Here is a 14,826-nt window from a genome sequence, read left to right as displayed (position 1 = left end):
ATATTTTAAAAGTCAGAGTTAGTGTATGAGTATAATTTCCCTTCATGGCGTGTCCCTCAATATTGCGGGTAATCAGTTATTGGATAATGCAGATTGGCAGATTCAACCACAGGATCGTATTGCCTTAGTTGGACGAAATGGAGCAGGTAAATCTACACTTCTTAAACTGCTGCAAGGGGATTTGATTCCTGATAGCGGTCAAATCCAGCAACTTTCTGGATTGCGTGTTGCTGGATTAACGCAGGAAGTTCCAATTGCAGAAGAAGAGTCCGTCTACCATTTCCTCGTAAAAAGCCTTGGTGAAGTAGGAGAGGTTTTATGCCGTTTTAATGAATTATCCCAATCGGGAGATATGGATAAATTAGCCGCATGCCAACAACAAATGGATACTTTACATGCTTGGGACAAATTGCCGCACATTGAGACCATGGCCAGTCGTTTAGGCATAGACACTCGAGAGCGTATGAATAACCTCTCAGGTGGCATGAAACGACGCGTGCTTTTAGGAGCTGCGCTAATCGCCACCCCAGATTTATTATTATTGGATGAACCGACCAACCATTTAGATATTGAAGCAATTGAATGGTTAGAATCTTATTTGAAAAGTTTCAAAGGATCGGTGTTGTTAGTCACTCACGATCGGGAGTTTTTAAGTCAAGTCACTAATCGGATTGTAGAAATAGATAGAGGGAAGTTGTACCAGCATGACTGTGATTATGAAACATACCTGGACAGAAGAGAGTCCATTCGTCTAAGCGAACAAAAGCAAAATAATTTATTTGATAAAAAGCTAGCCGAGGAGGAGGTATGGATTCGTACAGGAATCAAAGCACGGCGTACTCGAAATGAAGGGCGAGTTCGTGCCTTGAAAGCATTGCGTGAAGAATATAAAGCACGTCGAAATCAAGTGGGGAAGGTTAAAGCATTCACCCTTGATGTAACTCGTTCAGGTTCGGTCGTGATTGAAGCAAACCATGTTAATTACACCCTAGGAGATAAAACGATTTTACGTGATTTTTCCTTATTGCTGACTCGAGGCGATAAACTGGGAATAATTGGCCCTAACGGGTGTGGTAAAACGACTTTAGTACGACTATTGCTTGGAGAGCTGCAGCCAGACTCTGGCGAGATAAAACTTGGTACGTCCCTGAGCGTTGCTTATTTTGATCAACTACGTCGGCAATTACATGAAGATCAAACCGTCATGTTTAATGTGGGTGATGGGGCCGATTATGTAACAATTAACGGCAAACAAAAGCATGTGGCCAGTTACTTGCGTGAATTTTTATTTTCATCCGAGCGGTTTAATCAACCAGTTTCGGTCCTTTCTGGTGGAGAAAGAAATAGGTTATTACTCGCAAAACTCTTTGCAAAACCAGTTAATCTGCTCGTGATGGATGAACCCACTAATGATTTAGATATTGAAACATTAGAACTTCTAGAAGACATGTTAGGGGAGTACCCTGGAACATTAATATTAATTAGCCACGATAGGGCTTTTATTAATCAGGTGGTTACCAGTGTTCTGGTTTATGAGGAAGCAGGGCAATTTAAAGAGTTTGTTGGGGGTTATGATGAATATAAAATGCATAAGAAACAACAACAGCGTGATCAGGCAACAAAAGCACCGAGTGTCAAACGAACTACGCCAACAAATAAATTAAGTTTCAATGAGCAACGAGAGCTTGCGCAATTACCCCAGAAAATAGAGTTATTGGAAGCAAAAATAGCAGAGTTACATTTAAAAATGGCTGATCCTAAATTTTACCAACAAGATGCTCAGATGATTGCAAAAATTAATCAAGGATTGGCTGAAGATGAAATGTTATTAACCCAACTTTATGAACGTTGGGAGGTATTAGAAGATGTTGAGAAAGGGAACAGATAAATGTTAGTAACATTAGCTTTGGTTGTTCTGTTAAGTTCAATTATAGTGTTCTTTTCAGAAGAATTTATCAAAGCCTTTAACAAACTCTTTGCTATAAAAGGTGCCAAATTAATTATACCCATGTTTGCTGCCTCCTGGCTCCTCTATACTTATAATTTTTGGGTTTTATGGGGAATATTTTACGCTCATGAACTATTACAAGATGTATTAAATTTAATAGTGCGTATAATGCCTTTTCAGAAGGGGGCGGTCTCATTAGTTTTGGTATTTATGCTAACTTTTCTTTCCGTTGTCCCGGTACTTATTTTTGATGTGTTCTACCGAAGAAAAAATTTTAAAGGATATGAACATCCTTATGTTGCGAGCGGTTTAATTTGGATACTAGCTGTTTTTCTATTAGTCATCATATGATCTTTGTAAAGAAATGTAATTTTTTTGTAAAGGTTCATGGGTCTTATTAATAAAACCTTAAGTTTTCTTTTTTATACTTCTTGCTTCAAATTTTGGAATTTAATAAAAAGAAAAAGGAGAATAAAGTGTCATATAAAAACCATCATCACCATAATCAAGTTACTGGTGTTCATTCAGGGGGCTCCCATCATCACAATCACGCTTCGCGTACCCCATTGTACCCGCCAGTGGTCACTACCCCTTATAGCCCTACTGTTCAGGTGACATCCCGGCGTCCTCAAATTGCAGTAGTTTCTCCTTCCCCTTATCGTCAGCATTACTATTCTGGTGGTCCTGGAGTAGTACTCGTAGGTAGTTTGGTGCTTCTTCCTATTTTTATCATTGCACTAATATTCAAGCTTACTATGGGATTTACTGCAGCCTCAACTACCGCAGGAATTGCAGGAGCGGGTGCTGCAGGTGCACTTGGTTTGAATCTGGCAACTTTTGGGCTTGGTGGACTTGTTTTATATGGGGCTTTAGGTTTGGTCTCTATATACTCTAGTGCTAAAGAATGTTACGACAGCAATAAAAATGTGTTCGAGATGATTAAATCGCGAGTGGTTAATGATGATGGATTAACTTTTAAAGGAATTATAAAATCTGTAGGTGCAGTTCTCTGGTCACCATTTTTGCTCATCGGTGGGTTGGCTGGAATGGGAGTTAAAGCAGCAATGAGAACTCGTTCATCAATCTCTCCAAGTTCTGAAAAACAGGGCGAAAGTATGGGTATAACAGGTTCTTATTCGGATATGGGTAATGTGTTTACACCTGGAAATACTGCGACCTCAAGGAACGAAAGAAATCCGATTCATTATAAAAATGTGTTAGCTGATTCTACTGAATTGCCCGATCTTCATCTCTTAGATTCACAGACCTCTTTTACTAGCTATAATATAAAAAAATAGCGACCAAGTGATATTACTTGCGTGAATTTCCCTAATTAAAACTAGATTGCAGTTTTTGGGTTCGTGGTTGAACCCAAAAACTAAAATAAAATCCCTACTCCGATCAGAATAAAATTCTTTCCCCCTCTAAAGGAATGCTCTATAGAGCCATTTTCCCGTATGAGGAGAATTCCAGAGCAAACTATTCTAATAGGGCAGCTAGATGAAACAGAATCGTTTGGTTTTAGAACAAAACGAGCTCAATTACAAAAACTCAACACAACAAACTGTTTGATGCTGAAATTGAAGGGTTACAATTGCGCAAAAAAAGAGTAATTATATTATCCTGGGAACCTCTAATACAATGTAAATATTCTTTTATTCATCGGGGATGATGAATGCTTGTAATCCGTGTATAATAGCGGCAATTTATTTTCAGGTTGCTCTATGAATAAACAGGATTTTTACTTTGACTTACCCCCAGAACTCATTGCGCAGTATCCATTGGCTAATCGCAGTGACTCACGTCTTTTAATCTATAACCGACAGAATGGTGAATATGGTCATTATCAGTTTCGTGAAATAGCAGATTTTTTAAATCCTGGCGATTTATTGGTAATGAATGATTCCAAGGTCATACCAGCCAGACTTTATGGCCATAAAACTACAGGTGGAAAAGTAGAGTTATTGGTTGAACGGATTACTAGCGAGTCTACTTTTCTCGCTCATATTAAAGCCAGTAAAGCGTTGAAGGCGGGCTCAATTATCAAGTTAGAGCAGAATAAAGAAATTAAAGTGATCGATCGAGATGATGATTTATTTCTTTGTCAAACTGATATGGATGTCTTGAATTTATTAAATGGAATAGGACATATTCCATTACCCCCCTATATTACCCGAAATGATGAAATTTTGGATCAGAATCGTTATCAAACCGTTTATGCAAAATATGAAGGATCTGTGGCAGCTCCCACAGCAGGTTTACATTTTGATGAACACGTATTATCAAGCATACGTTCAAGAGGAGTTAGTGTAGCCTATCTTACGTTACATGTAGGAGCAGGAACATTTAGACCGGTTCGATGTGATAATATCAAAGATCATAAAATGCATAGTGAGCACTTTACAATAAGTGCTGAATTGTGTGAGGCAGTACACCTCACGAAGGCTGCTGGAAATCGTGTAATTGCAGTAGGTACAACCGCTTTGCGTAGTCTTGAGAGTGCTGCACAAAATGGAACACTGACGCCCTGTAATAAAGACACAGATATCTTTATTTACCCAGGATATGAGTTTAAGATTTGCGATGGATTAATGACTAATTTTCACTTGCCCGAGTCTACTTTATTAATGCTCGTTTCAGCATTTATTGGCCATAAACAAGCAATGATGCTTTACCAGGAAGCAATTGAAAAAAGATACAGGTTTTTTAGTTATGGCGACACCAGTTTATTGCTGTAAATCAGGAGATCAGGAATGTTGGCTGCAATACAAAATTTTATCCCTGTTTTAACTTCAGAGGCCGGTTTGTGCCTCACAACGGCCAATTGGCAAGAGGCAAAGGTTACCGCAGCATCTTATTCCTTAGAAAGTTTGTTGTATAAGCCTGGTCAAAATGTACTTAAAAAAATATCTAATTTAGCGCATTATCTGGCATGTCCAGGGGTGATGATAATCAATGCCGCCTCACTTGTTGCCAATAAAGAAAAAGTTTATGTTCTCAAGTCTCCTTATGATGGTTCTCGAATCAAATTGACCGCTGAGGAACTTATCGAACTAATCAAGCATCTTAAGCCTAACGCAATACTCTTGCCCCAAAATATCATGCGTGATTTTCCACAAATTTGGGATAATTGGAATGAGGATATCATCCCCTTTCTTCATAGTGATGACTTAGAAAAGCATACGGTTATTCTACCCCATGGGGTTTATTTTAAAATTTTGAATGAACCGAATGGTGCAAAATTAGACCAATGGGCCAATATCCCTCGTTATGTAGCGGGCTGTTTTGATTCTGAGTTAATCCAGGGCTTGCTTCAACAGGGGATAGAATTTATTGAGACGGATGAGCCAGCACAAGCAGCTACACAAGGAAGAGTGTACAGCCACACTGGCACTGTGGACCTAATGGATTCAAAAGCAGCAATGGACTTTGAAATGATCGATGCGAACTGTGTTTGTCCTACATGCTCGCAACAATTTACCCGGGCTTATTTACACCATCTGTTGCATCATACTCCTTTATTATGTCAGCGATTTTTGATTCAACATAATGTGTTTTATGTGCAAAATTTATGATTCTAGTTGTTGATCTTTAACCCGTCACTTTAACCCTCACTGCCATAAAGATGTATTTTCATGAGAAGGGGAGTGGGGAGCTATGTTCCCTGCTTCCTTTTGGAGAGAAAGTGTCCGTAAGCGGATGAGTGGGGTATCTAATAATGTTTGACAGTTTTTTCCATACCCGATAGCATTACGGACAATTTGATGGCGCGGGGTGTCGTTATTAACGACTGAGAAATACCCGTTGAACTTGATCTGGTTCATACCAGCGTAAGAACGCCTTAAATCTGTATTATTTAAGCCAGTTAATTTCAGAGTACTTTGTATCCAAATGATGGGGGCTCTGTTAAGTTTTACGACTCGCGGAATACAGATTCTTTCTTCTATTAAGTCTTAGCGCGATACCTCTAGCCATCCTATTTTATTTATTAATACAAGGAGCTATGGCATGAGCGCGTTATCTACGAGAACTACCTTACTACTTAATTGGTATGCAAACCCTTATCATACCCCCATCTTTGTTGCCCATGCGTTAGGTTATTATCAACAGGAGGGTATTAAGCTGGCGATTTTAGAGCCAAGCGATCCTAGCGATGTAACCGAAATTGTGGGAATGGGGCATGTTGATTTTGGGGTCAAAGCTATGATTCATACCTTAGCTGCTCGTGCAAAAGGCTATGCTGTTACCTCAATTGGTACATTATTGGATGAACCTCCTACTGGACTCATTGCCCTTAAATCCAGTGGCATTCAATCTTTTCAGGATATTGTTGGTAAACGAGTTGGTTATATTGGTGAGTTTGGCAAAATCATTATTGATAATTTGGCAACTTTAGCTGGGATTGATCCTTCAAGTTATGAAACAGTTCGCATCGGCATGAATGTTACTGATGCTATTTGTCGTGACCTCATAGATACAGGAATTGGTTTTATTAATTTTCAGAAAGTTGAGTTAGAACATTTACGAGGTGAAACGGTATTTCTGCGTATCGATCAGCTTGCCGGATTAGGCTGTTGTTGTTTTTGCTCCATTCAATTTATTGTGCCAGAACGCATGTTAAAAAAACCAGAACTTCTTAAAGGATTTCTCAATGCCACCCAACGTGGTGCGGCCTTTACCACCGAAAATCCCGACGAAGCCTATGAACTTTTATGTAGGGCAAAGCCTCAATTAAGAACTCCTATGTACCATACAATTTTCATCCGTAGTTTACCTTTTTTCTCGCGCACGCTTTTAAATGTGGAGCGTGATTGGAATAAGGTAGAGCGGTTCGGCAAGCATTTGGGAATTATCAATGAGTCTTTTGCGGTTAATTCTTGTTATACAAATGAGTTCCTTCCTAAAACTCCTCATTCTGACCTAGAACCCATTGCATGTTGTGTTAGTGAATGAAATTAAGGATGCAGCCTATGTGCGGCTGCACTCAGGCTGTAATATTGAAAAGTGATTCATTAAATGAAAAACGTTGCTGTTGTTGGTGCTGGAGTTATGGGATGTTTATTAGCTTTACGTTTAAAAAACGAAGGCTGGCAAGTGACATTATTCGAGGCAGAAGGATTTTTTAATAATTGCAGTAATGCAGCAGCAGGACTTTTGTCACCCATGTCTGAACTCGATAAGGCGGACCAAATGATTTTTAATTTGGGTATGGAGTCAGTTGACGTTTTATGGGAGTCCATTCTAAATCAGTTAGAGGTGCCCGTATATTTTTGCCAAAAAGGATCTCTTGTAGTGCATCATCCCCAAGATAAAGCAGAATGGCAGCAATTTAGTTCCAGAATTGTAAATAAATTAAGCGATTCCTGTTATCAGTTGCTCCCTCAAAATGAACTAAGTCAACTGGAACCAGAACTGAATCATTTAAAAATGGCTTATTATTTTCCCAAAGAAGCACAACTTGATAATCAGACCTTGTTGCAGGAACTTAAAAAACATCTTTGTCAGTGCGGTGTTATCTGGCGAGATTATAGTTTTGTTTCTTGGGTGCATCCAGGCAAGATAGAAACAGGAGGAGCGCTTTATCCATTTGATTTTGTTTTTGATTGCAGAGGGCTTGGAGCCAAAAGTACTTTTCCAAATTTACGTGGGCTTCGTGGTGAACTTCTTTGGCTGTATGCACCGGATGTTCAATTAAACAGGCCGATACGTCTTTTGCATCCACGATATAATATTTATATTGCACCTCGTCCTAACTCTTATTACCTTATCGGCGCCAGCGAATTAGAAACAGAAGACTCCAGTCCTATTTCGGTGCGTACAACACTTGAATTATTAACTGCTGCCTACTACGTGCATAGAGGTTTTGCTGAAGCACGGATAATTAAGACAGTAACACATTGCCGTCCGACTTTAGTCCACCATCAGCCACGTATAAGATATGCCCAACAATTTATTGCTGTTAATGGACTCTATCGGCATGGATATTTAATTGCTCCGGCATTAGTAGAAGAGATTTTACGTGGACTAAAGAGCAATCAAAAAGACCTTTGTTACCCTGAGCTTTGGGAGGCTTATTCATGATCATTTTTATAAATGATAAATCCTTCACTCTTGATTCATCTTGTACCTTACAGGAACTACTTGAGCAAATCGAAGGTATTGCTGCGCATGTAGCAATAGCAATAAATAATCAGTTCGTTCCTAAGCCTATGTTTTCCAACACTATATTGTGTGAAGGAGACCGTATTGATTTAATTGTTCCGATGCAGGGAGGATAGGGTATGTGGTATTTAGCAGATAAACCGTTAACAAGTCGATTACTTCTAGGTACAGCAGGCTATCCATCACTTGAGGTAATGACCGAGGCTGTTCGAGCCTCTAAAACGAACGTAATTACGGTGTCTTTAAAACGGCAAATGCCTTGTAATATGGGGGGAGATTTATTTTGGCAGACTGTACGTTCTTTGGGTTGCCATATACTGCCTAATACTGCGGGCTGTCGTGACGCACAAACTGCTATTACTACAGCCGAAATGGCACGTGAATTATTTCAAACTTCCTGGATTAAATTGGAAGTAATAGGAGATGATTACAGTTTACAACCCGAGCCTTTTGAATTGCTGCATGCGGCTACTGAATTAGTGAAACGAGGATTTGAAGTATTCCCTTATTGTACGGAGGATTTAGTTTTATGTCAGCGATTAGTTGATTGCGGATGTAGGATTTTGATGCCTTGGGCCGCTCCTATAGGTTCTGGAAAAGGCTTGCTAAACCCCTTTGCATTGGAGACCTTACGCCAACGATTATCTGATATTACTCTGATTGTCGATGCAGGAATCGGGAAACCTTCTCATGCCACACGGATTCTGGAATTAGGTTTTGATGCGGTCTTATTAAATAGCGCGGTGGCCTCATCGATTCATCCAGTAACCATGGCTGAAGCTTTTTCACATGCAGTCATCGCAGGACGTTCTGCTTTTGAAGCAGGCCTTATGCCTGAACGAATTACGGCACAATCGTGTACCCCTTTAATCGATACGCCATTTTGGCATCAGGAGACCGCATTATGAGCGTTGTGTGGTGCAACACGGATAATGAAGCAGATAAAAAAACTTTTCGCGGCTTGGGTCTGTTGCCAACACAGCGATTTCAAATCGAGAATCGGCCTGCTGCAATCAAAATTGAAGAGAGATTCTCTACCGAGGACCTGCAAATTCTCAATCATTATACCGGCCCAGTAGTTTGGGATTTTAACTTATCATTATGGAAGGATGGTGAGGAGAAAAGGGGTACTGTAAGATTTTCTTTTGCCGATGTTTTGGTGCTGAATACACGTGAAGCTGAAGTCATTTTAAATGGCCAAGTAGAAACGCACCAAGCCATGCAAGAGGCGGCACATAAACTGCTAGCTTTTGGCGCTAAAAGTGTATTTCTCTTAGGATCGACTATGCAGAAATCCTCACGTCAGCATGATTATTGGACCAATGGAACCACTTCTTTTTGGCTCACTCAAAATCGTGTTTCTGATTCAAAATATCCAGAACTTCGTTCGATTCTCTCCGCGGCAATTACTGGTGCACTGGCTCTTGGCCATTTACTTGAAGATGCATTAATCATTGCAAAAATGTATGTTCATCAGGCAGTACGTCGAGGACAAAATAATGTTTATTATGGAGCTTTTCCAGAAGATGAAGCAGATTTACCTTATCTTGCTTCCGAACCATTATACGATCCACCGCAACCATTTAAGCCATGTCATCGTTTAGGTCTTTATCCAGTGGTTGATCGGTTTTCTTGGGTAGAACGGCTTTTGAATCTTGGAGTCAAAACCATCCAATTACGAGTTAAAGAACAAACTAAAAGCCTAGAAGAAGAAATGCGACGAAGTATCGCCCTGGCTAAAAAGCATCAGGCAACTCTATTTATAAATGATTACTGGGAAATGGCTTTAGAGTTAAATGCTGAAGCAGTGCATTTAGGACAATCCGATTTGGATACTGCAGATCTTGAGGCACTTAGAAAGCAGGGGATTTTGCTGGGAGTGAGTACTCATTGTTACTACGAAGTCGCACGAGCGCATGCACTGCGTCCTTCATATATTGCAATTGGCCCTATTTTTCCAACAACAAGCAAAGTAATGTCTTTTACCGCCCAAGGCATTGAAGGCTTACAACGTTGGATCCGTACCTTACATTATCCTTTAGTCGCAATAGGAGGAATTAATATTGAGCGTATGCCTGCTGTAGTGGCTACCGGTATCCAAGGTGTTGCTCTTATTTCTGCAATTACAGAAGCAGAAGATCCACAACAATCCACCCTAAAGCTTTTAAGTTTAATGGAACAATGAGGGCTGAGTATGTCTGTTTCATCCGAGGTACAACGCTATATACAGCAAATAAAATTAGAAGAGATAGGTCTTCAAGGACAAGAAAAACTCCAAAGAGCACGTGTATTATGTGTTGGCGCGGGAGGAATTGGAGCGACGTTACTCCCGTACCTTGCTGGTGCTGGGGTAGGGACTTTAGGCATAATTGATGATGATGTTATTGAGGAAAGTAATTTACATCGGCAAATACTTTACCAAGAAAAAGACATCCACCAACTAAAAGCAGCCACTGCAAAACTGAAATTAGAGGCTTTGAATTCAAATATTAACATCCAATCTTATGAGGTTCGTTTAAGTGATGAGAACGCAAAAGGTATCATTTCACAATATGATCTTGTAGCTGACTGCTCGGATAATTTTTATACTCGTTACCTGACTCACGATATTTGCTATCGATTGCAAAAACCTTACGTTTATGCCAGCGCTTACCAATTTCAAGGTCATTGTTCCTTGTTTTATGGTAAAAAGAACCCATGTTTACACTGTTTATTTCCAGTAATCCCCGATTCAATTGGAAATTGTCAAACTGGTGGGGTTTTAGGGACTCTTCCTGGTTTGCTCGGGATCATGCAAGCGACAGAAATTATTAAATGGATCACCCAAAGTGGTGTTTCTCTATTGAATCGTTTGCTGTGGATAGATTTTCTATCGATGGAGATAAAAAAGATTCATTTGGTAAAAAATAAACAATGTCAGTTCTGTGTTTACGACCAAACAATGGAAAAAAGTGTTTTTTCTCAATGCGTATCCTCCTATGAGATGGAGTCTTTTGCAGTTTCCTCACATGCATTACCCGGCTTTTTACAACAAAATACTGACGCATTATTGCTGGATGTAAGAACAGAGACAGAACACAGAAATTATAATTTAGGAGGACGATTCATTCCCTTGGCTGAGTTGCCAGACCGCCTTGATGAATTAAATCCTCTACAACCCACTCTCGTTTATTGCCAATCAGGTCAAAGAAGTAAGCGAGCTTGGATGCTATTAAGACAGGCTGGCTTTCGCACCATTTACCATTTAGCTAATGGACTAGGTTCTATGACGGACGTAAAACTGGGCTAACTAAAGATTCTACTCACGTAACTCTATGCTGCCTAAGGCTACACTTTGATAACATTGGAATGGAAGAAAAAATTTTTTTTATGAATAGTCCTTAGATTTGCTCATTTGAATTTCTTTTTAATAGTTCGAGAGAATTATAGTTCAAAATAAAAACCGCTATTGTGAAAAACTGTTTTAATTTCCGCGTTGATTCATTTACCTTAAGACCAATTCCCTATATGATGTCACGCGATTATCAATAGTAGATTAAAGGAGACAATATGAGTTTTTTTATTAGTGATGCTCTAGCTGCAGCGGGGACTACAGCAGCGCCTCAAGCAGATGGAAGCTTTTCGCTCATTATGATCGCCGCTATTTTTGTGTTGTTCTACTTTATGCTTATAAGACCCCAAAACAAAAGAGCAAAAGAACACCGTGATTTAATAAGCCGCTTAAAGAAAGGCGATGAGATTATTACTTCAGGCGGTATATTAGCTAAAGTAGTTAGTCTAGACGAGCAATACATGAAAATCAGCCTTGCTGAAGGTGTAGAGATTAATATACAAAGAGGTGCAGTGAGCACGGTATTGCCCAAAGGCACTTTAAAATCGCTTTAAGAAGGTCAGGACACGGAAATGCAAAATAAATATCCTTTATGGAAAAACCTGCTGCTGATTATTATTGCAGTTGTTGGGTTTATTTACGCTATACCTAATTTGTATACAGAAAATCCTGTAGTACAAATTTCGTCTGAAACACCTGTGGATTATGATGAATTAAAAAATCAGGTAGAAGATATCTTAAAAAAAGGTAATCTACCGTATAAATCACTCATTACTCAAGCTGAGTCAGTTGAAGTTGTGTTCTCATCAACAGATTCACAGTTGTTAGCTCGCGATTCAATTAAGAATGCTTTGGGATCTCAATACACTGTAGCCTTGAATTTGGCTCCATCCACACCAAGATGGTTAGACTCTATTCGTGCGGCCCCAATGAAACAAGGTCTTGACTTACGAGGAGGAGTACACTTCCTGTTAGAGGTTGATGTGGAAAGTGTGATAAGCCGCCGTTATGAAGGAGTAATGAAAAACATTAGTCAAGAATTGCGAGAGCTTGGAATTCGATATACCGGTATTCGTTATGTAGCAGACAAGGGGATAAATTTACATTTCCGTGATAGTGAATCAACGAATAATGCCTATTTGGGTTTAAAGGAAAAAATGCCTGATCTCGTTTTTGTTAAAAGTAAAACAGGCAATGAAATTTTAGTATCGATTTCACCCGTTGAGTTGAACAATACGCGTCAAAACACCATTGAACAAACAATGAGTATTTTACGAAATCGAGTCAATGAACTAGGAGTTGGTGAAGCGGTAGTACAACAACAAGGGGCAACTCGTGTTGCTGTTGACTTACCTGGAATTCAAGATGCAGCCCGTGCTAAGCAAATTCTTGGTGGAACTGCAACCTTGCAATTTTATATGGTGGATCAGGATAATGATCCGCAAATTGCAAAACAAACTGGAGCCATACCCGTCAATGATAAGTTACTGGTAATGGATGGGCATCCTATTCTGTTAAAAAGACAAGTGGTATTAAGTGGCGATTCAATTACCTCAGCAGTTTCCAGTTATGATCAGCAGACAGCTACTCCTGCAGTACAAATACAACTCGGTGGGGGCGGAGAAAGTTTGTTTACCAAAGTAACTCGCGAAAATATAGGTAAACGTATGGCTATTGTCTATGTTGAAACAAAAAATTCCATTCAAACTGTAAATGGAGTGGAAAAAAGAGTTACACATAGAGAAGAGCGTGTTATTAGTGCGCCAGTTATTCAAAATGCTTTAGGTAATAATTTCCAGATTACTGGTCTTACGGATAGTAAAGAAGCAAGTAATTTAGCTTTATTGCTTCGAGCAGGGGCGTTGCCTGCTGCGATCTATCCCATAGAGGAACGCACCGTCGGACCAACTTTAGGTAAAGAAAATATCCGAAGAGGTATAATTTCACTACAAGTTGGTATGGGCTTAATCTTAGTCTTGATGCTGGTTTATTACCGTTTTTTCGGTCTCATCGCTGATATTGCGCTCCTGCTTAACCTAGTTCTACTGTGTGCTTTACTCTCGGTGATTGACGCTACGTTAACACTTCCAGGTATAGCCGGAATAGTATTAACGGTGGGTATGGCAGTAGATGCGAACGTACTCATTTATGAGCGTATTCGTGAAGAATTACGGCATGGATTATCACCCCAGGCTGCAATTAATGCGGGATATGAGCGTGCATTTTCTACGATTCTTGATGCGAACGTCACCACCTTAATCGTAGCAATCATTTTGTTTGCTGTGGGCACAGGACCTGTACGTGGATTTGCTGTAACGCTTTCTTTAGGATTGTTGACCTCCATGTTAACGGGTATCACTTACACCCGAGGGATTGTAAATTGGTACTATGGTGGTAGGGCTGTTAAGAAATTATCTATTGGTATTTAAGGCGAGGCTCAGATGGAATTTTTTAATCCAAATTCAAATGTGGACTTTATGGGTGCTCGTCGTTGGACGGCGATATTCTCCATATTGATCTTTGTGCTTTCTATAGGTGCTTTAGCGATACATGGTTTGAAGTGGGGGCTTGATTTTACAGGTGGGACTCAAATAGAGGTTTCTTATTCCTCAGCTGCAGATCTACCTTCAATTAGGGAAAGCTTGAGTAAGGCAGGATTTAAGGAAGCTCAGGTTGTGAGTTACGGTACTTCTAAAGATGTATTAATTAGTATTGCTCCTCGAGAAGATAAAGAACAAGCACGCTTGGTTGAGCAGGTCATGAGTGCTCTGCCGGGTGCTTCAAAACAAAGAGTCGATTTTGTTGGGCCACAAGTAGGACAGGAACTCGCGACTAAAGGAGCCCTAGCTGTTGTTGTTTCTTTGTTAGCAACGATGATTTACATTGCCATGCGGTTTGAATACCGGTTGGCAGTGAGTTCTGCTGTCGCCTTAGTTCATGACCCTGTGCTGATATTGGGTATCTTTGCTTTTTTTGGTATTGAATTTGATCTGAAAGCGTTAGCGGGCTTGTTGGCAGTCATCGGTTACTCGTTAAATGATACTATTGTAGTTTTTGATAGGGTGCGTGAAAATTTTGTCAAAATTCGTCGTTCCAGTTCAATCGAAATTATGAATATTTCGATTAACCAAACTTTATCACGTACCATCATGACATCCATGCTGACGCTTTTTGTGGTGGTTGCTCTGTTTATTTATGGAGGAGAAGCTATTCATGGATTCTCCCTGGCATTGATCATTGGTATTGTAATCGGTACGTACTCTTCTATCTATGTAGCAGGTGCTTTAGCAGTAGCAATGGGCCTTGATCGAAAAGATTTTATGCCCAGTCAGCGCAAAGAAGTGGATAATCGTCCTTAATAAGAAACCTGGGTAAACGGAGCATA

At 39.8% G+C, this 14,826-nt stretch carries 14 protein-coding genes and 1 riboswitch; all 14 genes read left to right on the top strand.

Annotated features, from left to right (window positions below):
• Nucleotides 1-25 precede the first annotated feature (25 nt).
• The 14 genes from ACWTE2_RS26530 (at nt 26) to secF (ending at nt 14,800) form a co-directional block, all read left to right on the top strand.
• Complete coding sequence (locus ACWTE2_RS26530) at nt 26-1,888, top strand: ATP-binding cassette domain-containing protein (RefSeq protein ID WP_454785119.1); 1,863 nt, start codon at nt 26-28, stop codon at nt 1,886-1,888.
• Nucleotides 1,889-2,299, top strand: a complete 411-nt coding sequence (locus ACWTE2_RS26525; RefSeq protein WP_454785118.1) for a hypothetical protein — start codon at nt 1,889-1,891, stop codon at nt 2,297-2,299.
• Between the two features lie 125 nt (nt 2,300-2,424).
• Nucleotides 2,425-3,246 carry a hypothetical protein gene (locus ACWTE2_RS26520; protein WP_454785117.1) on the top strand — a complete coding sequence of 274 codons (822 nt, stop codon included), beginning with the start codon at nt 2,425-2,427 and terminating at the stop codon, nt 3,244-3,246.
• Nucleotides 3,247-3,672: 426 nt separating this feature from the next.
• Nucleotides 3,673-4,686, top strand: a complete 1,014-nt coding sequence (queA, locus tag ACWTE2_RS26515; RefSeq protein WP_454785116.1) for a tRNA preQ1(34) S-adenosylmethionine ribosyltransferase-isomerase QueA — start codon at nt 3,673-3,675, stop codon at nt 4,684-4,686.
• Nucleotides 4,687-4,701: 15 nt separating this feature from the next.
• On the top strand, nt 4,702-5,523 hold the full coding sequence (locus ACWTE2_RS26510; RefSeq protein ID WP_454785115.1) for a tRNA-guanine transglycosylase: 822 nt from the start codon (nt 4,702-4,704) through the stop codon (nt 5,521-5,523).
• A gap of 185 nt (nt 5,524-5,708) precedes the next feature.
• Nucleotides 5,709-5,802, top strand: a riboswitch (TPP riboswitch).
• Nucleotides 5,803-5,956: 154 nt separating this feature from the next.
• Nucleotides 5,957-6,901, top strand: a complete 945-nt coding sequence (locus tag ACWTE2_RS26505; protein WP_182393018.1) for an ABC transporter substrate-binding protein — start codon at nt 5,957-5,959, stop codon at nt 6,899-6,901.
• 63 nt (nt 6,902-6,964) lie between these two features.
• The gene (locus tag ACWTE2_RS26500; protein ID WP_454785114.1) at nt 6,965-8,029 is read left to right on the top strand and encodes an FAD-dependent oxidoreductase; all 1,065 of its coding nucleotides are present in this window, start codon (nt 6,965-6,967) and stop codon (nt 8,027-8,029) included.
• On the top strand, nt 8,026-8,226 hold the full coding sequence (gene thiS / locus ACWTE2_RS26495; RefSeq protein WP_182393020.1) for a sulfur carrier protein ThiS: 201 nt from the start codon (nt 8,026-8,028) through the stop codon (nt 8,224-8,226). Before ACWTE2_RS26500 ends, thiS begins: the two co-directional genes overlap by 4 nt.
• 3 nt (nt 8,227-8,229) lie before the next feature.
• Nucleotides 8,230-9,018 carry a thiazole synthase gene (locus ACWTE2_RS26490; protein ID WP_182393021.1) on the top strand — a complete coding sequence of 263 codons (789 nt, stop codon included), beginning with the start codon at nt 8,230-8,232 and terminating at the stop codon, nt 9,016-9,018.
• Nucleotides 9,015-10,295, top strand: coding sequence for a thiamine phosphate synthase (gene thiE, locus ACWTE2_RS26485; protein ID WP_454785113.1), 1,281 nt, complete (start codon nt 9,015-9,017; stop codon nt 10,293-10,295). Before ACWTE2_RS26490 ends, thiE begins: the two co-directional genes overlap by 4 nt.
• 9 nt (nt 10,296-10,304) lie before the next feature.
• Nucleotides 10,305-11,399: a ThiF family adenylyltransferase gene (locus ACWTE2_RS26480; RefSeq protein ID WP_454785112.1), complete on the top strand. Its 1,095-nt coding sequence runs from the start codon at nt 10,305-10,307 to the stop codon at nt 11,397-11,399.
• Nucleotides 11,400-11,659: 260 nt separating this feature from the next.
• Entirely contained in the window at nt 11,660-11,995 is a 336-nt protein-coding gene (gene yajC, locus ACWTE2_RS26475; protein ID WP_182393024.1) for a preprotein translocase subunit YajC, read from the top strand.
• An 18-nt stretch (nt 11,996-12,013) separates the two neighbouring features.
• A complete protein-coding gene (secD, locus tag ACWTE2_RS26470) occupies nt 12,014-13,870 on the top strand; it encodes a protein translocase subunit SecD (protein ID WP_454785111.1) in 1,857 nt (618 codons plus the stop codon).
• 12 nt (nt 13,871-13,882) lie between these two features.
• On the top strand, nt 13,883-14,800 hold the full coding sequence (gene secF, locus ACWTE2_RS26465) for a protein translocase subunit SecF (RefSeq protein ID WP_182393026.1): 918 nt from the start codon (nt 13,883-13,885) through the stop codon (nt 14,798-14,800).
• The last annotated feature ends 26 nt before the right edge of the window (nt 14,801-14,826 follow it).

Source organism: Legionella nigrisilvae, assembly GCF_977063395.2.
The sequence above is the reverse complement of the archived record's forward strand: the minus strand, read 5'-3'. Positions and strand labels throughout refer to the sequence as shown.

Excerpts from the sequence above, each read along its gene's own strand:
- yajC (WP_182393024.1), top strand. The coding sequence starts at position 11,660 with ATGAGTTTTTTTATTAGTGATGCTCTAGCTGCAGCGGGGACTACAGCA.
- ACWTE2_RS26525 (WP_454785118.1), top strand. The coding sequence starts at position 1,889 with ATGTTAGTAACATTAGCTTTGGTTGTTCTGTTAAGTTCAATTATAGTG.
- thiS (WP_182393020.1), top strand. The coding sequence starts at position 8,026 with ATGATCATTTTTATAAATGATAAATCCTTCACTCTTGATTCATCTTGT.
- ACWTE2_RS26505 (WP_182393018.1), top strand. The coding sequence starts at position 5,957 with ATGAGCGCGTTATCTACGAGAACTACCTTACTACTTAATTGGTATGCA.
- ACWTE2_RS26510 (WP_454785115.1), top strand. The coding sequence starts at position 4,702 with ATGTTGGCTGCAATACAAAATTTTATCCCTGTTTTAACTTCAGAGGCC.
- ACWTE2_RS26500 (WP_454785114.1), top strand. The coding sequence starts at position 6,965 with ATGAAAAACGTTGCTGTTGTTGGTGCTGGAGTTATGGGATGTTTATTA.
- secF (WP_182393026.1), top strand. The coding sequence starts at position 13,883 with ATGGAATTTTTTAATCCAAATTCAAATGTGGACTTTATGGGTGCTCGT.
- ACWTE2_RS26480 (WP_454785112.1), top strand. The coding sequence starts at position 10,305 with ATGTCTGTTTCATCCGAGGTACAACGCTATATACAGCAAATAAAATTA.
- queA (WP_454785116.1), top strand. The coding sequence starts at position 3,673 with ATGAATAAACAGGATTTTTACTTTGACTTACCCCCAGAACTCATTGCG.
- secD (WP_454785111.1), top strand. The coding sequence starts at position 12,014 with ATGCAAAATAAATATCCTTTATGGAAAAACCTGCTGCTGATTATTATT.
- ACWTE2_RS26530 (WP_454785119.1), top strand. The coding sequence starts at position 26 with ATGAGTATAATTTCCCTTCATGGCGTGTCCCTCAATATTGCGGGTAAT.
- ACWTE2_RS26490 (WP_182393021.1), top strand. The coding sequence starts at position 8,230 with ATGTGGTATTTAGCAGATAAACCGTTAACAAGTCGATTACTTCTAGGT.
- thiE (WP_454785113.1), top strand. The coding sequence starts at position 9,015 with ATGAGCGTTGTGTGGTGCAACACGGATAATGAAGCAGATAAAAAAACT.